At 32.7% G+C, this 22,345-nt stretch carries 24 protein-coding genes; 2 read left to right on the top strand and 22 right to left on the bottom strand.

Translation table 11 applies throughout. The features are described from left to right. The first annotated feature begins 69 nt into the window (after positions 1-69). A complete protein-coding gene (locus VDP25_RS08525; protein WP_334468736.1) occupies positions 70-1,008 on the top strand; it encodes an SPOR domain-containing protein in 939 nt (312 codons plus the stop codon). Between the two features lie 157 nt (positions 1,009-1,165). Continuing rightward, positions 1,166-1,675, top strand: coding sequence for an acyl-CoA thioesterase (locus tag VDP25_RS08520; RefSeq protein ID WP_215926500.1), 510 nt, complete (start codon positions 1,166-1,168; stop codon positions 1,673-1,675). A 19-nt stretch (positions 1,676-1,694) separates the two neighbouring features. Here the strand turns inward: VDP25_RS08520 and VDP25_RS08515 are convergent, their stop codons facing one another. The 22 genes from VDP25_RS08515 to VDP25_RS08415 all read right to left on the bottom strand — a co-directional run bounded on the left by VDP25_RS08515 (position 1,695) and on the right by VDP25_RS08415 (position 22,331). Continuing rightward, a complete protein-coding gene (locus tag VDP25_RS08515; protein ID WP_334468733.1) occupies positions 1,695-2,918 on the bottom strand; it encodes a murein hydrolase activator EnvC family protein in 1,224 nt (407 codons plus the stop codon). Next, the gene (locus tag VDP25_RS08510) at positions 2,918-3,709 is read right to left on the bottom strand and encodes a DUF4292 domain-containing protein (RefSeq protein WP_215926496.1); all 792 of its coding nucleotides are present in this window, start codon (positions 3,707-3,709) and stop codon (positions 2,918-2,920) included. Before VDP25_RS08510 ends, VDP25_RS08515 begins: the two co-directional genes overlap by 1 nt. Positions 3,710-3,712: 3 nt before the next feature. Beyond that, a complete protein-coding gene (locus VDP25_RS08505) occupies positions 3,713-5,074 on the bottom strand; it encodes a tetratricopeptide repeat protein (RefSeq protein ID WP_334468731.1) in 1,362 nt (453 codons plus the stop codon). Next, positions 5,067-5,381 (bottom strand): antibiotic biosynthesis monooxygenase family protein, encoded by a 315-nt coding sequence (locus VDP25_RS08500; RefSeq protein WP_215926494.1) that lies wholly within the window; start codon positions 5,379-5,381, stop codon positions 5,067-5,069. The genes VDP25_RS08505 and VDP25_RS08500 overlap by 8 nt, the downstream gene beginning before the upstream one ends. Before the next feature lie 41 nt (positions 5,382-5,422). Then, entirely contained in the window at positions 5,423-6,442 is a 1,020-nt protein-coding gene (locus tag VDP25_RS08495) for a sugar phosphate nucleotidyltransferase (protein ID WP_334468728.1), read from the bottom strand. Positions 6,443-6,559: 117 nt separating this feature from the next. Next, the gene (gene dut, locus VDP25_RS08490) at positions 6,560-6,994 is read right to left on the bottom strand and encodes a dUTP diphosphatase (RefSeq protein WP_215926490.1); all 435 of its coding nucleotides are present in this window, start codon (positions 6,992-6,994) and stop codon (positions 6,560-6,562) included. Between the two features lie 48 nt (positions 6,995-7,042). Further along, positions 7,043-8,503, bottom strand: coding sequence for an oligosaccharide flippase family protein (locus tag VDP25_RS08485; protein WP_334468724.1), 1,461 nt, complete (start codon positions 8,501-8,503; stop codon positions 7,043-7,045). A 220-nt stretch (positions 8,504-8,723) separates the two neighbouring features. After that, complete coding sequence (locus VDP25_RS08480; RefSeq protein ID WP_334468722.1) at positions 8,724-9,254, bottom strand: hypothetical protein; 531 nt, start codon at positions 9,252-9,254, stop codon at positions 8,724-8,726. 113 nt (positions 9,255-9,367) lie between these two features. Continuing rightward, the gene (locus VDP25_RS08475) at positions 9,368-10,336 is read right to left on the bottom strand and encodes a hypothetical protein (protein ID WP_334468720.1); all 969 of its coding nucleotides are present in this window, start codon (positions 10,334-10,336) and stop codon (positions 9,368-9,370) included. A gap of 130 nt (positions 10,337-10,466) precedes the next feature. Continuing rightward, positions 10,467-10,817 (bottom strand): hypothetical protein, encoded by a 351-nt coding sequence (locus VDP25_RS08470; protein WP_334468718.1) that lies wholly within the window; start codon positions 10,815-10,817, stop codon positions 10,467-10,469. Positions 10,818-11,020: 203 nt separating this feature from the next. Further along, positions 11,021-11,881: an ATP synthase F1 subunit gamma gene (atpG, locus tag VDP25_RS08465; protein WP_215926480.1), complete on the bottom strand. Its 861-nt coding sequence runs from the start codon at positions 11,879-11,881 to the stop codon at positions 11,021-11,023. Positions 11,882-11,986: 105 nt separating this feature from the next. Continuing rightward, positions 11,987-13,567, bottom strand: coding sequence for a F0F1 ATP synthase subunit alpha (gene atpA, locus VDP25_RS08460; RefSeq protein WP_215926479.1), 1,581 nt, complete (start codon positions 13,565-13,567; stop codon positions 11,987-11,989). A 57-nt stretch (positions 13,568-13,624) separates the two neighbouring features. Then, positions 13,625-14,161 carry an ATP synthase F1 subunit delta gene (gene atpH / locus VDP25_RS08455; RefSeq protein ID WP_334468715.1) on the bottom strand — a complete coding sequence of 179 codons (537 nt, stop codon included), beginning with the start codon at positions 14,159-14,161 and terminating at the stop codon, positions 13,625-13,627. A gap of 6 nt (positions 14,162-14,167) precedes the next feature. Continuing rightward, a complete protein-coding gene (locus tag VDP25_RS08450) occupies positions 14,168-14,668 on the bottom strand; it encodes a F0F1 ATP synthase subunit B (RefSeq protein WP_215926475.1) in 501 nt (166 codons plus the stop codon). 99 nt (positions 14,669-14,767) lie between these two features. Continuing rightward, positions 14,768-14,968 carry an ATP synthase F0 subunit C gene (gene atpE, locus VDP25_RS08445; RefSeq protein WP_020896353.1) on the bottom strand — a complete coding sequence of 67 codons (201 nt, stop codon included), beginning with the start codon at positions 14,966-14,968 and terminating at the stop codon, positions 14,768-14,770. 38 nt (positions 14,969-15,006) lie between these two features. Next, the gene (atpB, locus tag VDP25_RS08440; protein ID WP_334468703.1) at positions 15,007-16,173 is read right to left on the bottom strand and encodes a F0F1 ATP synthase subunit A; all 1,167 of its coding nucleotides are present in this window, start codon (positions 16,171-16,173) and stop codon (positions 15,007-15,009) included. 81 nt (positions 16,174-16,254) lie between these two features. Beyond that, a complete protein-coding gene (locus VDP25_RS17790) occupies positions 16,255-16,602 on the bottom strand; it encodes a DUF6168 family protein (RefSeq protein ID WP_354667396.1) in 348 nt (115 codons plus the stop codon). 43 nt (positions 16,603-16,645) lie between these two features. Next, a complete protein-coding gene (locus VDP25_RS08435; protein WP_334468701.1) occupies positions 16,646-16,897 on the bottom strand; it encodes an AtpZ/AtpI family protein in 252 nt (83 codons plus the stop codon). Further along, complete coding sequence (locus VDP25_RS08430; RefSeq protein WP_215926470.1) at positions 16,851-17,282, bottom strand: bactofilin family protein; 432 nt, start codon at positions 17,280-17,282, stop codon at positions 16,851-16,853. The genes VDP25_RS08435 and VDP25_RS08430 overlap by 47 nt, the downstream gene beginning before the upstream one ends. A 17-nt stretch (positions 17,283-17,299) precedes the next feature. Further along, a complete protein-coding gene (gene porW, locus VDP25_RS08425) occupies positions 17,300-19,870 on the bottom strand; it encodes a type IX secretion system periplasmic lipoprotein PorW/SprE (protein WP_443089856.1) in 2,571 nt (856 codons plus the stop codon). 237 nt (positions 19,871-20,107) lie between these two features. Next, positions 20,108-20,830: an ABC transporter ATP-binding protein gene (locus VDP25_RS08420; protein ID WP_334468696.1), complete on the bottom strand. Its 723-nt coding sequence runs from the start codon at positions 20,828-20,830 to the stop codon at positions 20,108-20,110. Between the two features lie 22 nt (positions 20,831-20,852). Next, positions 20,853-22,331 carry a DUF5687 family protein gene (locus VDP25_RS08415; protein ID WP_334468694.1) on the bottom strand — a complete coding sequence of 493 codons (1,479 nt, stop codon included), beginning with the start codon at positions 22,329-22,331 and terminating at the stop codon, positions 20,853-20,855. Between the last annotated feature and the right edge of the window lie 14 nt (positions 22,332-22,345).

The raw sequence follows: 22,345 nt of genomic DNA, 5'->3' as shown, positions 1-22,345 counted from the left end.
ATTTTGATGTTAATAACTATGCTGCACTTAATTTCATTCAGAAATAAAAATTTTTAACTTTGCGTCTATATGCAGTTAGAGACTTACATTAGCGACCTATTATACCGTTACGATTGTGTTACCATTCCTGAGTTTGGAGCATTCTTAACGCAACGTGTTTCGGCAAAAATTCACGAAACCACTCATACGTTTTATCCTCCAAAAAAAGCTTTGTCTTTTAATGAGCAGCTACAACAAAATGATGGTTTATTAGCAAACTATATTGCTGAGGTTGAAAAGATACCTTACACAACAGCTTTAAATAAAATTTCTAAGCATATAAAGTCTATTAAATCCTTTTTAAATGAAGGAGAAACGATTCAATTTAAAAATATTGGTGAGTTAAAGTTGAATGCTGATGGTAAAATTGAGTTTAATCCATCTGATCACATCAATTATCTTACAGATGCTTTTGGTTTATCTCACTTTACATCTACAGATGTAAATCGTGAAGTTTATAGAGAAACGGCAGAGGCTGTTGAAGAAACTGCACCTATTGCGTTAACTCCTCAAAAACGTTCTAATCGTAACTGGTTAAAATATGCTGCTGCAGCTGTCCTATTTTTAGGCTTAGGTGGCTTTGGTGCTGCAACTTACTACAATAGTACTATTGAAAACCACAATCAATTAGCACAAGAGCAAGCTAATGAGCAACTTGATGCTAAAGTACAAGAAGCAACTTTTGTAATTAGTAACCCATTACCTGCAGCAACATTATCTTTAGAAAAGCAAAGTGGTAATTACCATATTGTTGCTGGTGCTTTTAGAGTAGAAGCTAATTCAGAAAAGAAAGTTAAGCAACTAAGAGACAATGGCTTTAAAGCTCGAAAAATTGGTACAAACCGCTATGGTTTACACGAAGTAGTTTATGCTAGTTTTGAAACTAGAGAGGAAGCACAACGCGAACTATATAAGATTCGTCGTGAACATAACCGAGATGCTTGGTTATTGATAAAAAAGCTTAAATAGATTTTTAAGGCCCATTTTACTACTCTACTTTTTAACTTTAGGTAAAACATATTTACACGGAGATTATCAATTAGTCTTCAGTGATATTACTTTTTAGTTATAATAATGCTACCTTCATCCTAAATTCGTTCTATCTTTGCACAAATTTTAAAAATCTATGCCATCTAGAACCGCATTTCAGTCTAAAACCATTGTTACCGATTTGGTATTACCAAGCGAAACTAACCCTATCAATAATCTTTTTGGTGGCGAATTGTTGGCTCGTATGGATAGAGCAGCTAGTATTGCTGCTAGACGACACTCTAGACGTATTGTCGTGACAGCTTCGGTTAATCATGTTGCCTTTAACAGATCTATACCTTTAGGTAGCGTTGTGATGATAGAAGCTAAAGTGTCACGAGCGTTCACCTCTTCTATGGAAGTGTATATGGACGTTTGGATTGAAGACAGAGAGTCTGGCGAATGTGTAAAGGCTAATGAAGCTATTTATACTTTTGTTGCTGTAGACGAAACAGGACGACCTGTAAAAGTGCCTGAGCTGGTCCCAGAAACCAAATTAGAAAAACAGCGTTTTGATGCTGCGTTACGTCGTAAACAATTGAGTTTAGTTTTGGCTGGCAAAATGAAACCTTCTGAAGCGACTGAGTTAAAGGCGCTTTTTGAGTAATAAAAGTAACCTCTTTTATTTATTGTCTAGCTAACCAAGATTCTGGATTCAGCTTTAGATTGTTTTTGTAAATTCTAAAATCGAGAAGCGTTTCACCTGTAATCTTATTGCTAAAAACCTTACCTATAACTTGTCCTGTTGTAATCTGATCCCCTTTTTTTACATAGAGTTTAGAAAGGTTATGATAGATTGTTATGTAATCACCATGTCTAATTAAAATGGTTGGGTTTCCTCTTTTCATAACATGGATAGAAGATACTACACCATTAAAAATTGCTTTAACATCGGCATTTACCTCCGTGGCAATCTTAATTCCCGAATGGTTTACCTCAACTGAACTGTCTGTTAATGATCGTCCTTTTCCAAACTTAGCTTTCACAACACCTCTAGCTACTGGCCAACCTAATTTACCTTTATTAGAAGCAAAATTTGCTGCTAATTTTTTAGCTTCAGGTGTTAAAATAAACTTTCCGGTAGATGATTTTTTACCCGTTTTTTTATTGGCTGCAGCAATAGCTTCAGCAATTAAACGATCTATTTCTTTATCTAAACGGTCTGCTTCTTGTTTTTTAGCTTTTATCTGAGCAGCAAATTTGCTCATGTCAGATTTAATAGAAGCCATCAAGGTTTCACGTTGTTTTAGTTCGCTTTCTAATTCGCGTTTAGCAATTCGGTTTTCTTCAATAAGTTTTTTCTTATCTTCTTTTTGTTTAGATAATTGAATATTTAAATCTTGAAGTTCCTTTGTTTTTATTTTTATAGCTTCTCCTTGCTCTTTCTGATAATCTCTATACTGTCTTATATATTGAAGGCGTTTATAAGCTTGTTGAAAATTGCTTGACGACAATAAAAACATCACTTTACTTTGCTCTGATTTGCTTTTATATGATTTTACAACCATAGCAGCATAGTCGTCTTTTAACTCTTGCAACTGCGTTCTAAGACTTGTAATTTCTTTTTGATTCGTATTAATTTCTCTAGTAAGTAAATTGGCTTGCTCGTTAGTAATTCTAATTAAATTTTTTCTAACGTTTACTTTGTAGTTAATATCCTCAATAAGTGTAATTGCTGATTTTTCTTCCTTCTTTTTAGTAAATAACAAAGCATTTATTTGCTTCATTTCTCTTAAAACTTGTTGACGTTGAAGCTCTAATTTTTTTTGCTTATCGCTTTGTGCGAATAACGACGAACAGGATAGTAAAAGTCCTATTATTAGTGTAGTATAGAAACGATATTTAGTCATTATTTAATTTCAATTTCTTTATAGCCTGAAGGAATATTAAACGGAAAACGAACCTCTTCATTCAAAGATACCGATTTAAATTCCATGGTAATAGTAACTTGGTCAGAATCGTCAACTGCTACTATTCTTATATGCTGTGGTAGTATTTGTTTTTTCACTTCTTGATAAGATGAATAATCTACCTGAAGCATTCTTTTTTCAAACTGTTGCTGTAATTGCAAGCTATCCATTTTAAAATGTGATGGATTTATAAGGTAGAATAACTCTATCAATGCATGCTGGTCTTTTGGACTTAAAGCATAAGAATTATTATTAACAAAAACTTGGTGAGGCTCGTCATTAAGGTCATAGATCGTCTGACCTAAAAGGATGTTTTGTACTTTCATAAAATCGAGATCTATACCTACAACATCACTTAATAGTTTATAATCACCATCAAAATATTCGTTATCTAACTTGTTATAAAACTTTACTTTATCCGGAGTAATCATCATACGTGCCATACCAATTGGTGCACTTAACCAAATCACTTTATCCTTTTCCATTCTAAAACTAAAAGTAAATCCTTGCTCGCTATCTCCTTGGATTAATTCAATCTTAACTCTAGCATTCATTGTTTTAAAATCAGCATCGTTCTTTTTGTGCTGTTTTATCACTTGCTTAGCCGAGAGTTTATCACTAGCTACTCCAGAAGCTATAACGCTTTTGGTGGAACCACAGCTGAATGCAAATGCTATTAAAATGACACTTAGTATAAGTTTCAAATTATTATATACTTGAGGTAACTTCATTAATTATTGGGCTTTTAAGGCTTTTGCCTTTTTAGCAAACGTTTCAGATTTACTAATATTATTTAAGGCTTTGTAGGCTAAACTTAATTCCGAATAAAAATCGGCTTCCATACTTGGATTATCGATTAAGAAGTCTAGTCCCATTTCTAAATTATCGATAGCTTTTTTATATGCTCCCAAATTATTATTTGCGACACCGTTTACCAAATATAAAATTGGTTGTGCAGGATATAATTCTAGAGCACGCTCACTATCTATTTTAACCGCATTATAGTCCTTAATATCTAATTGAAGTAGTAATACGTCTTTTATTAATTTAAAGTCGTTAGGGCTCTGTTTTAAAGCTTCTTTAAAATTTGTAAGCGCTTTAACCTTATCGCCTGCTTTTAAGTAATAATGTCCTAAATCGCTATGGGTTTGTGCGTCTTTGTTATCGTCTATAAGTGCTGTTATATCTATTAAATCTGATTCGTAGTCGGGATTTCTAGCCACAAAAGCCACAAAATCTTTAAGCACTTTGGCTTTGGCATCTGCATTTATTTCTGGACTTGTTAAAACAGTTCTTACAGAGTTGATGGCTTCATCTATCTTATTATCTTGAAGATAAAACTTATACAATGCCAAATGCGCAAATTTTGAATCTGGCTTTACTTCTAGTAAATTTTTGGCAGCTTTGTAAGCGTTTTTCTGATCGCCTGTTTGACTATACCTGTAGATGAGTTTTAAGTGGTTATCTTCGTTATTAGGATTGTTTGCAATACGTTGTTCTAAATTTTCAATACGATCGTCTGCATTGCCTGTAATGCTATAAATATCGTTACGCATGGCGTCTCTAGAATCGCTTAAACCATATTCGGCATCTAATTCATCTAATAAATCTAATGCTTGTTTATACTTTTCTTCTCTAACGTAAAGTGCTGCCAAATCCTCTTTATAATCTGGATGATATTTTACCAATTGCCTAATGGTTTTTAAAGCATTTTTAATATCATCTTGCTGAAAATACACATCGTAAAGCTCATCTAAAAACCAAACATTGTCTGGCTGCATACTAATGGCTTTCTTTAGGTTCTCTTCTGCAGCTCCAAAGTTTTTTAGCTTATTGTAGTTTTTACCAAGCTCAAAATAGATTACAGGAAGTTTACTATTAAGATTTAAGCATTTATGAAGTGCGTCTACGGCTCTATCATAATTCTCAATACCTTTTTGCTTTAAAGCTTCAAAAAAGTGTTCTTGAAATTCGTCTTCAACATTTCCTAAATCGTCATCTGGACGCTTGTTAAAATCAACTTGAGCATAAGTCGTCTGCGGAACGATTACCATTCCGAAAAGAAAAACGAATATTAAGATAAATGTCTTATTCACTTTGTTGTTGCTTTAGCAAGTCTTCAATCATTTCAAATTTTTCTAACACTTCAAATTTTTCACAAGATGCCTTCATTGTATTTCTAAAATAATTGGCTTCTTCTGGTAAGTTTCCTCCAGCGTTATCAAATGTATTTTTATCTGGCCACTGTGCATATGCAAAAAAGTTTAGTGCATCTTTTTTATGTAATCGAGAGCCCAAACTTCCTTCGTATTTGTAAATCAACGTTGTTAATCCTTTCCAAGATTCAATGAATTTATCTTCTTGATTAGGTTTTATTTTAATTGTGTACAATACGATATACATAGTTGCTAAATTTAAATAGCACGATTATTCTATTTCAATAATTATTCCATAATGGTATAATCACCAATACTAATCTTTGTAAACTCGCCGTTATATTTAACGTGGTTACCAATCATTGCTTCGTCTAAATTAGCGTTTTTAATAGTAGTTTGGTTTTGTATTAAGCTATTTTTAACGGTTGAATTTTCTATGACACAATCTTTACCAATAGAAACATAAGGTCCTACAGTTGTATTTTTTAAAACCGTTCCTTTTCCAATGTAACAAGGCTCTATCACTTTTGAATTTTCTAAAACAACAGAATCATCAATTAATTGCTCTTCATTGTCAGACGTTAAGAAGCCTAACATTTTAGCGTTGGTCTCTAAAGTAACAGCTTTGTTTCCACAATCCATCCACTCATCAACAGTTCCTGTTTTGAAGATTCTTCCATCTGCCATCATGCGTTTAATACCATCATTAATTTGGTATTCGCCTCCATTCATTATGTTTTCATCTAAAATCTCTTGTAACTTCTCCTTTAAAACAGCCACATCTTTAAAGTAATAGATACCTATAACGGCTTGGTCACTTACAAAAGTTTCTGGCTTTTCAACTAATTCAACGATATTTTTATCATCATTAAGTTTTACAACACCATAAGCTTCAGGATTTGCAACGCATTTTGTCCAGATAACACTATCTGCTGTAGGATCTAAATCAAATTCTGCTCTAATTAATGTATCTGCATAAGCTATTACAGCAGGGCCAGAAAGTGAAGGTTTTGCACTCATAATAGCATGACCTGTTCCTAAAGGCTGATCTTGTCTGTAAATAGATGCTTTTGCTCCCAAACCTTCTGCCAATTCTTTTAAACTTTCTACGACCTCTTCACCAAAAAATGCTGGGTCACCAAGAACAAAAGCTATTTCTTCAATAGGTTGCTTTAAAACTTTAGCAATATCTTTAACCAAGCGATGTACTATCGGCTGACCTGCAACAGGTATTAAAGGTTTTGGTACGGTTAAACTATGTGGTCTTAGGCGAGATCCTCGACCTGCCATTGGTACTATTATTTTCATCGGAAAATTTATTTTTCGTTTCCACAATAGTGGAAATCTTTTACTGTTAAACTTTATTTACGTTTTTTGGTTACGAATACCTACAAGGTTTTTGAAACCTTGCAGGATATGCTTTATCTATTTTGTTCCAGTACTCCCAAAACCACCTTCACCTCTATCGGTTTCAGACAATTCTATGGAGTCTACCCATTCGGCACGTTCGTGTTTTGCTATGACTAGTTGTGCGATACGTTCACCATTCTGAATTTCAAAATCCTCATTAGAAAGATTTACTAAAATGACACCTATTTCTCCTCTATAATCTGCATCTATAGTTCCAGGTGCATTTAATACTGTAATCCCTTTTTTTGCAGCCAATCCGCTTCTTGGTCTTACTTGTGCTTCAATACCAACAGGCAATTCTATATATAAACCTGTACCAACAATACTGCGCTCTAAAGGCTTTAAAATTCTAGACTCCGATAAGTTAGCACGCAAATCCATACCTGCAGAAGCAATAGTTTCGTAATGTGGTAATTGATGATTTGATTTATTTATTATTTTAATTTTCATTTTAAATTTTATCTAATGAGATGCTTTGCTACGGCTATGAATGACACATTAATTTTGTTTTAAAAGTTGTTTTAATTCCTTCTTTTCAAGTAGAATAACCAGTCCCAAAAATACAATTAACATTGCAATTCCAATAATATAATTCTCGCGATAGTTATAGAAAAACACAAATGAAAACAAGATTGATACCACAAGATATAAACTTATTTTCTTCAAATTATAAGGAATTGGATAGTATTTTTTTCCGAAATAAAACGACAATAGCATCATAAGAGTATATGCTGAAAGAGTTGCTATTGCTGAGCCTTTAAAACCTATAACAGGAATTAAAACATAATTTAAGACCAAAGTAACCACAGCTCCAAATATTGAAATATAGGCTCCAAACTTAGTGCGATCTGTTATTTTATACCAAACAGAAAGGTTGTGATAAATACCTAAACAAAAATTAGCTAACAGAATAAATGGCACAATCCACATGGCTTCATAATAGGCTTCACTTCGTATAATAAAAGGCTTTAAAACATCTGCAAAAACCACAACACTTAATAAAATCACAGATCCAAAAGCCACAAAATATTCTAAAATTTTAGCATAATTTTTTTGCGGATTATCTGCTTTAGAATGGCTAAAAAAGTAAGGTTCTATACCTAAACGAAAGGCTGTTGCAAATAAAGTCATAAATAAAGCGAGTTTGTAGCAGGCTGAATACATCCCTATTTTTTCGTCTGCAACATCTGGTGGCAACAAATATTCTAATAAAATGCGGTCAAAAGTTTCATTAACGGAATACGCAATTCCTGCAACAAGAACTGGCATAGCATAACGCATCATTTTTTTCCATAAAACGGTATCGAATGTAAACCTGATTTTAGTGTAAAAAGGAATTAACAGCAGTAATGTTAGTCCGCTTGCTATTACGTTAGAAATAAAAATATAACTGATTTCAAAATCGGGTTTATAAATGCTCTCAAAAAGCGAATTCCCTTGAGCCAAATCTTTTAAATACAGTAATAAGAAAACATTGAGTCCTAAGTTAATGGCTACATTAAATATTTTAATAACCGCGTAGCGCATAGGCTTTGCCGTGGCTCTTAGCCAAGCAAATGGTATAATGACCAAAGCATCTAATAACAAAATGACAAAGACTAAATTGAGATACTTAAGCTCTATATTTATAAGATTTGAAATCTGATGTCTAAACAGAAAAGCAATGCCCAATAATGCAAAAGAACTTATGATTAATGAGATTGCAGATGTACTTGTTACTTTTTCTTGATTTTCTTCTTTGTTGAAAAACCTAAAAAATGCGGTTTCCATTCCGTAAGCCAAAACAACATTAAAAAGCACAAAGTAAGCAAATATAAAGGATACACGACCATATTCTTCAATAGAGAGTACAGATGGGTCTGTGTAAAGTGGTACCAAAATAAAACTCAACATTCTTGGTAATACAGTCGCTAAACCATAAATGAATGTTTGTTTAAAAAGTGATTTAAATCCGCTCAAAAGTATTGTTTACAGTAAACTTCAAAAGTATTAAATTAATACTTGCCATACTTAACTAGTTAAAACAATTAATTATAAAGAACTCTTCTTAACTTTTTCTATTTCGTTAGAAACGGCTACCATTTATTCATATTTCACAAAACAGTACAAGTCAAAATAAATTCAAAGCAAAAAACCTTGTTAATAAACAAGGTTCTTCTAAATTTTTCAATTAAAAATTTTACTCATCATCGTCATCTACTGTAGCAATAGCAGTAGCCGACTCATTTGTGTAAATTGAAGGATGACCGTTTTCATAATAAACGCCAGCGAATTCATTCACCGTTCCTATTTTTAAATACTTAGTTATACCATTTTCAATATAACTAACAACACATTCATTATCCTTTAGTTTAAATGGGTAATCCTTATCTGCTTCAGGCTTCTTAAATGTGTAATTACGAGATTTGTTCTCAAGTACAGCAAAGTACTTATCATCTTTCTTTCTTAATTCTGATGTGAGATTTCTGAAATAAACACGATCTATTTCAATGTTTTCATCCAAGTCGGTAATAGGAATGAATATATTTATTCCTGTTCCTCCAACTTTAATTCCCGCATACCATTCTTGGAAAGCAGCTGGTTTGACTTTAAATGGTAATTGCTCTTCAAAAACGGGTCTAAATTTACCTTCTTGGGCTACGCTCTGAAAAGAAAAGGCGTAAATGAAAGCAAAAACTATGGCTAAAGTTGCCTTTTTTAGTAGTTTCATTGTAGTGTAGGTTAAGATTTGGAAGAGCCAATATAAATAAAAAATTCAATTACCTCCACAAAAAACCTATTTTATCGATGAACTACACACTGCACCAAAATTAAAACAAAGCCCTATTCTGTTTCTTCATCATTAGATGCGACTAAAGTTGTTGCGCTATTTTCGTAAATTGAAGGTGGTCCATTTTCATAATATACACCTGCTTTTTCACTAATGTCCGTCACTTTTAGATATTTAATTTCACCATTTTCAACATAACTAATAGCACATTCATTATCAGCTAATGTAAATGGAAAATCATCATCTTTTTCAGCCTTTTTAAAGGTGTAATAAGGCGATTTGTTTTTTAAAACCGCTTCATATCGGCCATAATTCTCTACCAATTTACCTTTAAGGTTTCTAAAATAAACACTATCTATTTTGATATGATCATCTTTATTTACGATTGGTACAAAAACATTCATACCAGTACCACCAACTTTTATACCTGCATACCATTCTTGAAAAGCTATTGTTTTAACTTTAAACGTAGAAGGTATTTGAAACGTTGGTATAGGTTTTATACTTGGACTTTCTTCAGATATGATCATTGCTTCTCGTCTCCTTTGATAAGTTAAAGGAGGACCTTCTTCATAATAAATTTTTTCTCTTTTAACAACATCATTTACTTTTAGGTATTTCACTTCACCTTTTTCTACATACCTAATAGCACATTCATTATTAGCTAAAGAAAATGGATAGTCATTAGATTTATCTGAATTTTCAAAAGTGTATTCTGGTGAATTATTTTTTATAACTGAAGTATATCTACTATAGTTTCGAACCAGCTGGCCCTTAGAACTTCTAAAATAGATGCTATCTATTAATATGTTATCATCTTTATTTACGATTGGTACATAAAGATTAATTCCTGTACCTCCTTCATCACCACCAGCATGCCATTCTTGATAAGATATTGTTTTAACTTTAAAAGATGTAGTGGCCTCTAATGCAGTATTTACTTTTGATCCTGCACATTGAAAAGTCAAAGAAAAAAGAACAGCTAAAACAATGGTATAAGTTACCTTCTTTAATAGTTTCATTTTATTGTAGGTTAAGATTTGGAATCGCAATATACGATAAAAAACCAATTTTACCCATAAAGTGTACTATTTATTCGATAAACGGTAATTTTTAGTCAGAAACAAAAGATAATTTTAACACTATATGCTCTTAAGGGAAAGGCTTTGGAGATGCACTAGGATAATTTAAGGACTTACGCTCATTTAGATTTGAAATTTTAAAATAACGCACTTTATTAGCTTTTACATAACTAACAACACACTCGTCGTCCTCTAATTTAAATGGCAAATTAGATGTGTTATCATTAGATTTGAATCGTCCAACATATAACAAACTGTTATTCGCATCGGGCTGTAATTTAGCTTTATGACCACGAAAATAAAGGCTATCTAACTGTACGGATGATTTTTTTGACTGTAAATAAACGTTAATTCCAGAGCCACCTTCTTGTGTTCCAGCATTCCATTTTTGATAATAAACTGTTTCAAAAGTTAAGGGCATGTTTTTTTCGAGTTTTGGTATACTTGAACATTGCACTAAAGTAACAACGCAAACAAGTAATAAACTAAAAACCAATATGTTTCCGAATATTTTCATATTATAAATATAAGATTTTGGAAATATATTTCCATAAAAAAACCTAACTCGTTAAAGTTAGGTTTATATAATTTATAGCTACTAATTACTATTTAATAACACATATATTAATTATTCAAAGCTTCTGCTCCACCAACAATCTCTAAGATTTCGTTAGTAATTGCTGCCTGACGTGCTTTGTTATATGTTAATTTAAGCTGATCTCTTAATTCTGTAGCATTATCTGTTGCCTTATGCATTGCTGTCATACGTGCACCATGTTCTGAGGCAAAAGAATCTCTAATACCTTTGTATAATTGCGTTTTTAAAGACTTAGGAATTAACTCTTCAACAATTTCTAATTTAGATGGCTCAAATACGTAGTCTAAATTAATGTTATCGTCACTTTCTACAGGCACTATAGGTAAGAACTGCTCTGTCATTATAATTTGTGTTGCAGCGTTCTTAAAGTGGTTGTAAACAACTTCAATTTTATCAAACTCACCTGATACAAATTTATCCATCAGCATTTCTGCTATAACAGAAACATTATCAAAGGTTAAATCGTCAAAAATTTCACTTTTATTTCCAATAACTCTATTTTGTTTTGCAAATGCATCATTAGCTTTTTTACCAATAGCTAATACTGAAACATTTTTAGTTGCATAAACATCATTAATCAAAATATTAGTTTGCTTAATAATATTAGAATTAAAAGCACCACATAGCCCTCTGTTAGATGTAACAGCTACAATAAGTACGTTTTTTATCTCACGTTGTTCTGCATACTTACTTCCAGAATCTGCATCTAAAGTTGCACTTAAACTCTGAAGCAATTCCGTTAACTTATTAGAATAAGGACGCATCGCTGTAATAGCATCTTGGGCTTTCTTTAACTTAGCAGCAGATACCATTTTCATGGCACTGGTAATCTGCATCGTTGATGACACCGATGATATTCTGTTTCTAATTTCCTTTAAATTCGCCATTCTTTATATGATAAAGACTCTTTGCCTAAGCTCAGAGTGACATTAGTTTAATACTTAAAATTTAGAGTTATGAGTTGGTTGACTCATAACTCTAAACTTATAACTTTATGATCTGTACTTTCCTGAAAGGTCTTTTGCTACACTTGTTAGCGTATCAATAACCTCATCAGTTAATTTACCTGCTTTTAGTAAATCTAAAGTATCTCTATGCTTTGCATTTAAGAATTCGATATAATCTCTTTCAAACTCTTTTACTTTCTCTACAGGAACATCTTTTAATAAGTTCTTAGAACCTGCATAAATAATTGCTACCTGATCTTCTACTTTAAAAGGATCATTTTGCGCTTGTTTTAAAATCTCAACGTTACGCTTTCCTTTATTAATTACATTTAAAGTCACAGCATCTAAATCTGAACCAAACTTAGCAAACGCTTCTAATTCACGGTACTGAGCTTGATCTAATTTTAATGTACCAGATACTTTTTTCATAGACTTTATCTGTGCATTACCACCCACACGAGATACAGAAATACCTACGTTAATTGCTGGACGAACACCAGAGTTAAATAAATCACCATCTAAGAAAATCTGACCATCTGTAATAGAAATTACGTTGGTTGGGATATAAGCAGAAACGTCACCTGCTTGCGTTTCAATAATTGGTAATGCTGTTAATGAACCACCACCTTTTACCATTGGTTTTAAAACATCTGGAAGGTCATTCATTTCTTTAGCAATCTCATCGTTATTGATAATCTTAGCAGAACGCTCTAATAATCTTGAGTGTAAATAAAATACATCACCAGGATATGCCTCACGTCCTGGAGGACGTCTTAATAATAAAGATACTTCACGGTAAGCAACAGCTTGTTTTGATAAATCATCAAATACAATTAAAGCTGGACGACCAGTATCTCTAAAATATTCACCAATAGATGCTCCTGTCATAGGTGCCCAAACTTGCATTGCAGCAGGATCTGATGCATTTGCAGCTACTATAGTGGTGTATGCTAAAGCTCCTTTTTCTTCTAAAGTTTTAGCAATTAAAGCTACTGTTGAAGCCTTTTGACCTACAGCAACATATATACAATATACAGGCTCACCTGCATCGTAAAATTCTTTTTGATTTAAGATAGCATCAATACAAACGGCAGTTTTACCAGTTTGACGGTCACCAATAACCAACTCACGTTGACCTCTACCTACAGGGATCATAGCATCAATAGCCTTAATACCTGTTTGTAATGGCTCAGTTACTGGCTCTCTGTAAATAACACCTGGTGCTTTACGCTCTAGAGGCATTTCATAAGTATCACCAACAATTGGTCCTTTACCATCAATTGGGTTACCTAAAGTATCTACAACACGTCCAACAATACCTTCACCTACTTTTACAGATGCGATACGTCCTGTACGTTTTACTGTAGAACCTTCTTTAATTCCTATTGAAGTTCCTAAAAGTACTATACCTACATTATCTTCTTCAAGGTTAAGTACGATACCTTCTGCACCACCTTCAAATTCAACTAATTCACCATATTGTGTATTAGCTAATCCGTAAGCACGTACAATACCATCACCTACAGTTAATACCGTTCCTACTTCGTCTAATGAAGCACCTGCTTCAAAACCTGAAAGTTGTTGTTTTAAGATTGCTGATATTTCAGCTGGTTTTACTTCTGCCATCTCTTTTAGTCTTTAGCTTTTAGCTTTTAGTTTTTTTAGAACTAACCTAAAACTATATTAATTTAATGTAAATTCTCTTTTTAATTTATCGAGCTTATTAGCAATACTAGCATTGTACTGAATATCACCTACTCGTAATATGAAACCACCTATGATGCTTTCATCTATAATACTTTTTACTTCTGCTTCTTTTCCTGTAAGTTCCTTAACCTTAGTTAATACTTTCGTTTTTAACTCTTCTGTTAAAGGAATTGCTGTTGTAACAGATGCTATTTGGCGACCTTTTAATTGATCATATAAATGAACATAACTTGAAGCTACATCATTTAATAAAGGTAATCTCTTATTAGCAATTAAGACATCAATTAAATTAGTGGTTGCTACATTAGCATCTTTAAAGATAGCTAATAAAACCGCTTTTTTATCTGAAGACCTTACAACAGGACTTTGAAGCATCTGATTTAAATCTTCATTCCCAGCGATAGCATTAGTAATTGATTTCATATCACTATTTACTACCTCAGTAGATTTTTGATCTGTAGCTAAGCTTAAAACCGCTTTAGCATATCGTATTGCCGCTCTTGATCCTGACATCTCTTACTAGTTTAAAGTTGCTTCACCTAACATAGACTCTACTAATTCTAGTTGTTTGTCTTTGTTAGATAATTCATTACGCACTACTTTTTCTGCGATATCTAATGATAATCCAGCAACATGACTTTTTAATTCTGCCATAGCTGCTTTCTTTTCACTTACAATTGCTTCTTGCGCTTGTGTTATCATTTTATTGGCTTGCGTTTTCGCCTCTTCTTCTGCGTCAGCAATCATTTTAGTTTTAAGCTCACGTGCTTCTTTAAGCATCGTTTCTCTTTCTAAACGTGCTTCTTGCAATAACCTTTCGTTATCTGCCTGAAGGTTTGCCATCTCACGCTTTGCCTTTTCAGCAGCATCTAAAGCGCTTTGAATTCCTTCTTCTCTCTCGTTTAAAGAACTAAGAATTGGTTTCCACGCAAACTTCACCATAAGGGCTATTAATGCCAACATTAATATTGTTGATACTACAAATAATCCTGGTGAAAAATCGTTTAATAATGTTTCCATACTATTAAATAATTAAATGTTTTGTCTTTTTTTAATTTAAAAACACATCCTGCAACCAACCGTTGCAGGCTTTGTGTTCTTGTACATTTGATTTGGTTCTTATTTTCCTAAGAATAAAGCACCAAATGCTAAACCTTCTAAAAGTGCGGCAACAATAATCATTGCTGTTTGGATCTTACCTGCTGCTTCTGGTTGACGAGCAATACCTTCCATTGCTTTTCCACCGATTTGACCAAGTCCAATACCTGCTCCGATTACGATTAATCCTGCTCCAATTAAATTGTAAGTTACTGGTTCCATAAAAATTGATATATAAAATTAAATTAAAAAAATTCTTCTTAAATGAAATCTCCTCTCACGTCCTCTACGTCAGAAGAAACTTCGTGATCATGTTCATGATCGTGTTCTGCTACAGCCATACCAATAAATAAAGCTGAAAGCATTGTAAAAATATACGCTTGTAAAAACGCTACTAGTAATTCGATTAATAAAAGGAAAAATGACAATACAAACGATAAGCTTGTTGCTCCAACTACACCTAAAGACTCTTTAAGTGTAAACATAATTGCAATTAAACTCATTAATACAATATGTCCTGCAGAAATGTTTGCGAATAAACGTACTAGTAATGAGAAAGGCTTAATAATAAATGCACCTACCAATTCAATTACAGCTAATATTGGTTTTACAAAGATTGGTACACCTGGCATCCATAATATGTGCATCCAGTAATCTTTATTACCACTTATAGTATAAATAATTAAAGTAAATATTGCTAAACATGCTGTAACAGCTAATTGACCTGTAACGTTAAAACCTAATGGCGTTAAACCTGCTAAGTTTAAAATCCATATAAAGAAGAATACCGTTAAAAGGTACCCTGTAAATTTACGGTAGTGCTTTTCTCCAATATTTGGTCTTGCAATTTCGTCTCTTACGTAAAGCACTAACGGCTCTAAAATTCGACCGAAACCTGTAGGGATTTGTTTTTTCTTGTATTGTTTTGCTAATCTAGAGAACCAGAATAACATTAAAAGTCCTATTAATAAGATTCCAACTACACTTTTAGTAATTGAAAAATCTAAAACCTTTGAAGCATTAGTCGCATGATGATCTGCATCAAACGCAACAGCAGTAGCTCCTTTTTCTAATTCGTAAATTTTAGAGTGAATCTTTGTAAACTTAAGACCATCTTTTTCTACAATAACTTGTCCGTTATCATCATGGTGAAATTCTGAAGACATAAAAGTTACCAATCCTTCAGAAGACCAAAGTATTACAGGTAACGCTACACCAAAATGCTGACGTTCTCCTGCATCATCGGTATACGAAAACAGATTAAAATCGTGAGAGTCTTTAAGGTGGTGAACTATATACTCTTCTACCTCTTGTTTACCAGAAATTTGACCACCATCTCCTCCAGCATTAATCGCTAAAATAGATGTTGGTAAAAACATCAAAACTGCTAATACTAAAAACTTAAAACTTTGTTTAACTATCTTCATTCTAATAAAATAAAAAAAACCTCTTCTCAAATTCCGTGCAAAAGTACGCAATTTATTAAAATAACAATGTCTTTTTTGTATCTAATATTTAAACCCCATTTTTGATATTATTTTAACGATAAAAAACACCTCCAATCCTAGAAATAAGAGTATTGGAATTAGAATGTTTAATTGTTCGGTTGTATTTAAAATTTCAATATTGAAAATGGTATCCTTAAACGCGACATAAAACAGTATGCCTTTTATAAAAAGCGTAGGCAAATAGATAAATCCTAGTTGGGTCTCTAGGCCTTTAATAAGAGAGAAAAATTGAAAATGAACACAGATTAGCAAAGAAGCTACCGCAAAAAACAAGTTAGTATCCCAAAGACTAAATCTAACAGTACTATGTAATTGGTTAAGAATAAATTCTTGCGAAAAATGAACCATTAGAAATAATACCGCAAAGGATATTACATATATTATAAGTGATTTAATCATCTTCTTTAGACACTTTTATAACTTGAGAAATCACCAAATACATTGAAATAAAGATAGAGATAAGTGTTATTGTAGTCTCTAAATAATCTTTATCGTATGTTACATCTAACCATTGTCCTAAATAATTTCCAAGAAAAATAGTGCCTCCCATTTGAAATGCGACAGATGTAAACCGTATAAATTTATTGGGTCCTTTTTTATTTGCTTTGGGCTGCTGCGGCTTGCTGCGGTCGGCTTGGCTCATTAGAAATTGATTTAACAGTACCTTTCATACTACATGTAGCATTAAATGTTGCTCCTGGCTCAACCGCTAATTTGGTAATATGAACTTCGCCTTCTATATGTGCCGTAGATTTTAATGACAGCGTACCTGACAAAATAAGTTTTCCTGAAAATTTACCTTCAAAATCGGCATTTTCACCTTGTAAGGTGCCTTTAATAAAGCCTGATTTACCAACAACGACTTTTCCCGATGTTTTTACATTACCCTCAACGGTTCCGTCAATTCTAAATGGTCCTTGACTTGCAATGTCACCTACAATTTTAGTGCCTTGCGCTATTATGTTTTGCTGAGTACTTGTTTCCATGATTGATTTGTGTTTTGGTTTTTTTCTATCTGAAGAAAACATGTTGATTTGGTTTTAAATTACTGTAACTCTAAATAAGCATTTAAATTTTTATGTCTTTGAATAATTGCATAGTTTGGGGAAGAAATAGCAAAATAAGGTCGTGTTATTTTTGGTTTCACCACGCGACCTCTTTTATCTTTTTCTTCAGATTTAAGCAATTCGGCAAATCCTTTTGCTCCTCCTATACTTTTTAATCCATGAACAACAACAAAGGTAGTGTTTTCATCGTAAACATCCTTTGACGTCTTAAGGTCAAAGTAGTCTATTTTAGCCACTTCCTCATCTAAAATCTTTATAAATGCATCTATATCTTCTCCTGCATTATTTTCGAATTGAAAAATAACATTAAATTTTTCAGCATTATCATCTGATATAAATTCCTTTTTTGCTAAAACTGGAAACGCATTTGTAATAATGTCTTGGGCTTTTTTACCTTCTTCTGTATTAACATAAGTTAAAGCTATATAATTAATACCCGCTTTATAAGCTTCAAAACCATAAAGTCTCCCTTTAGCTGATGCTTTTAAAATTTCAAACTTAGGAACAAAATCATCACCCTCTAGTCGTTTAATTTGGGTTTCGGCTTCTGCAATTACAGCCGCATATTCTTCGTTAGCAAATTGCTTATAGAGATTGGTATAAATATACTCTGGACTGTTTTCGTCCTTAGACAATTCTGATTGTGGGTTTAATAGAATTTCGGCATAACGAGAATCTGGATATTCATTAATAATTGCCAATTTCATCGTTTCGGCCTTTAGATTTAAACCTAATTCTAAATAAATACGATATAAATTATATTTTGAAGGCAATATTAATCGGTCTTCTGGATTGTTTTCTAAAAGATCTTCAAATCTTGATTTTGCCAATTCAAGCTCTTTAAATTTCTCTTTATATATAATTCCCAATTGGTAATACGCAAAATTGCGTTCTTTAGCAATGCTATCTATTTCTACTTGTTCTGTTGGCAATGATGCTAAATAGGTCTCAGGGTTAAATAGCTTATCTTCAATAGTGGCATCTGTCAAACTATCCCCTTGTATTGTATTTGCAATATTAGCACTCTGACTTGAATGCCTCCAATTATCCTGAAGTTTACGATTTCCCCATAGTTTTAGAAATTCGTTTTTACCGTAAGCAACCGTTGTTGCATTGTAAAAATAAAAACTACTATTATTCTTGTTTCCACTTAGCGTTTTAAGATCTCGAGACAAACCTGGTGGATTACCTAGGCTTTTTGGGTTTCTTTTATCGAAATTATTAGCTGCTACCGTTTGATTTTTCTGCTGCTGTACGGCTTTTTCTTGTAGTTCTTTTTCTTCTAAAGCTTTTAAGCGTTGGTCTTCAGCAAATTTTGTATAAATAGCTAACTGCTCAGCTTTTGAAAGCCCAATTATTCTAAGAATACTATCGTTAGTTTGCGCAATACCTTCATAGTAAATTACATCATCAAGGTTTTCGCGCTTCTTTTTTATAATTCTGTACGGCTTGGTGTTTTTAACCATAGCTGTAAGTGTAGAATCGTAATATGCTCCTGCAGTTTTATAACTGTTTTTGTCAAAATACATATTACCTAAAGTTTCATAGTTTAAGGACCTTAGATATTGATCTGATCTTATTTTTCTTAATGACTTATTATAATATACTTCTGAAAGACTATCTGAAGCCTTAGCACGATGATATTCTGCAATGCGATAATAGATTTTATCTAAAAACGGTCTATTTTCTCTATTTTCTTCAAGCTCTGTAAGGTATTCTTGAAATTCAATATCGTTTCCATTGGCAATATCAAAATTATTTGATTTTTCAATGTGTGCATTAATGTAGAAAGATCTTGGAATTTTACGATGCATATCAATTATAGCATCAAATTCCATGTTTGCGCTATCCTTTTTTCCAAACTCATTATAGAGTTGTCCTTTAATATAATGGTATCGTGCTTTTTCTCTTTTTATCTCTGTATTTTCTGCAGCAATAGTAAGTTGCGCAATTGCACTATCCTTAGATTTTGTATTGAGATAAGCCTGAGCCAATGCTGCTGACGCATCTGCCAAATCTTGTCCCTCTATTTCTTCTTCATTAAGTAACCGCTTAAGTTTCTCAATAGCACCTTCGTTGTTATCTAAACGCATGCTTGTTTTTTCGCGCCAGATTTTAACTTGGTTAATTTTATCGCTTGTTGGATATTTATTTAAAATATTGTTGAAAGCTGCCATAGCTGGAACAAAACGTTTATCAAAATATCGCGCTTGCCCTAAAAGCAAATAAGCTTCATCTATCTGAGGATTTTTTTCTTTACCATGAAAATTCATACCATGTACCTGTATGGCTTTAATGGCTTTTTCTTCAGCACGCTCAAAGTCTGCATTTTTGGTTTGCCCTGGTAAAAAAATATCATCTTCATCAACCTTCATACGCTCTACAGGTAAAAGCTCCCAGAAATTCTCTGTAAATTCATTATTTACTCCGTCTTTGCCACGCTCCAAAGCAATATTACCATTATAAAGCACATTGTACTTAGTGCCCAAGGCATGAAATTGCCTGTTAATGAATTTATCTTTTTTGGTCGAACAGCTTTGCGCTAGCATCATTGCACAAAAAAGTAATAGTATGATTTTATAATAGGTTTTCAAACGTTGGTTCTATTTGGTTAATAGATAACTTAAAAACACCCTGTTTAGTGTGTTCTGTGGTAAAAATAAGCATCTTTTTGAATTTTTGATGTTATTTCATGGTTTTTCGAGGTAGTACACTATGTAAAAGCACAAAAAAAGCCCGTCATTAATTTAATAATCACGAGCCCTAAATTATATTAAAACGAATTGCTATTCTTCTTCTTGCGAAACAACTGCTCCACCTGCAAAATGCGCTTCCAATTCCTTCAATGTCGCAGGATTGGTTTCTAGATCCTTAATAACGTTTCCTTTTTCTAACACAACAATACGCTCACAAACGTCTGTAACATGTGTTAAATCGTGACTAGAGACTAGAACAGTAACACCTTGTTTTTCGGCTAAATCTTTAATGATTTGCTTTAAACGAATTTGGGTTGTAGGATCTAAATTAGCAAAAGGTTCATCTAAAATAATAACTTCAGGCTGACCAATAAGTGCTGCTACAATACCGGCTTTCTTTTGATTTCCTTTACTTAAATCTCTGAGGTATTTTTTCTTTCCTATGATTTCTCCGTTAAAGAAGTCTTCAAACTTAGCTGTTAAAGCATCAACATCTGCTTTGTTTTGCCCTCGCAATTCTCCTATAAAATAAAAATACTCTTCTGGTGTTAAATAGCCTATTAAAAAACTTTCATCTATAAACGATGACGTAAATGGTTTCCAATCTTCACTTTCATCTACAACAACATTGTTGCTGGTAATGTTTCCAGTGGTTGGCTTTATTAAATCAAGTAACAAACTGAAATACGTTGTTTTTCCAGCTCCATTATTTCCTACTAAACCAAAACTTTGGCCTTTAGGAATGGTTAATTCTTCAATATTAAGAACAGTTGTTCCGTTATATGTTTTTGAAAGGTCTTTAGTATATATCATGATGTATAATCTTAAGTGTTAATTAATTATCTTGACTAAAAGCGTCAATCATTTTGTATTTTGAATCGAGATATTTTTTAGTAATACCTTTCATTAATTTTTTATGAAAAACTATTCCTAAAACCCCAAGAACAATTAATAAGGCTATTGCGGCACTAAATCCAGCCAGCCAATTTACAAGTCCAAACAGAGCCATTGGCACCAACATTAATGGAATACCTATGAGCCACTGTACAGCACCTGTACCTTGATAATTAAAGGCAGCTTTTTTATCTAAATCTATTTTTTTTCGGTTAAAAGAGCCTCCCCAAAGTATCACATGAGTATTGACACCAATGTTATAAATGGCAGCTGCAAAATGCGCTATTAAGATTTTATAACCAAAATACACGTACGGAATTCCCAAAACAAAAAGCAACACAACACTTATAACCATAAGGATAAACTTTGAACGTAGATACTGCTCGTATTTAATATTCTGGCTCATTAAAAGTTTATAATAACCACTATCCCAAGCCGGAATAAATTGTCCGAAGTTGATAAGGAAAAATCCGGTTGAGAAAATCCCAATAAAAGCAGACATAAAGGTCATTTCTCTATACATAGGTTGTGGATAGAAAAACAAACCGTAAAGCACACCAACCAATAATAGCATGGCCATTGATTTGGTTCGTTTATTTCTCCAAATCAGTTTTAAATCGAGTTTCATGAATGGTGCAATGTCTCCAAAACGCTCTGTCCATGATAAGTCGGAAGCATTAACTTCGGTGACCTTAGCTTTTAATGAGCTGTCTAAATACAGTTTCTTTCTTAAGGTTTTAAAATTGAAACCATAGCACAATGCTAAAATTGCGATTGGAATTAAAATAAGCATTGGATGATGTGCAATGGCCAAGAATCCACTTCCTATTAACGAAGTCATTGGTACAATTTCAAAATAATTTAAACCAAATAAAACACTTACTACAACGATTATAGGTAGAAATGACAATTCTGATTCTGCCGAAAACGCTTCGATTATAAAATTCAAGAAATTAATAATGAGCACTGTTATAATTAACGCAAACAGCCAGGTTATAATTTCAGAAACAGCATAACCATCTCCTATTAGCATTATACTAAAGGGTATGATAGCAAATAATGGTAAAAAATTAAAAAATGACAATGCTGATTTTCCTAACACATAATTAACTACAGTTGACCGCTTAATAGGCAACGTTAATAATGGTTTTACACTCATTACTGGTAATTTTTGCAAAAAGAAACGCATTAATAAATCGCCAATAATCCAGTAAAACAAAAATCCATTGGCTACTACAAATGGGTCCTGCTCAGGATACATTTCTTTAAGGATAAAAAGAAGGCCGAATCCTAAGCCTAAAAACATGGCAACAAAATAAAGTGCAAAAAATACCATTAAGATATTGATAGCTATATTTTTCTGCCAATACGACGAACGAAAATATTGTTTCCATTCGAGATTGAGAAAGTGTTTTATCATAGTGTAATGATGGG

Origin of the sequence: Winogradskyella sp. ECml5-4 (assembly GCF_036903175.1) — a bacterium.
Classification (GTDB): domain Bacteria; phylum Bacteroidota; class Bacteroidia; order Flavobacteriales; family Flavobacteriaceae; genus Winogradskyella; species Winogradskyella damuponensis.
The sequence above is the reverse complement of the archived record's forward strand: the minus strand, read 5'-3'. Positions and strand labels throughout refer to the sequence as shown.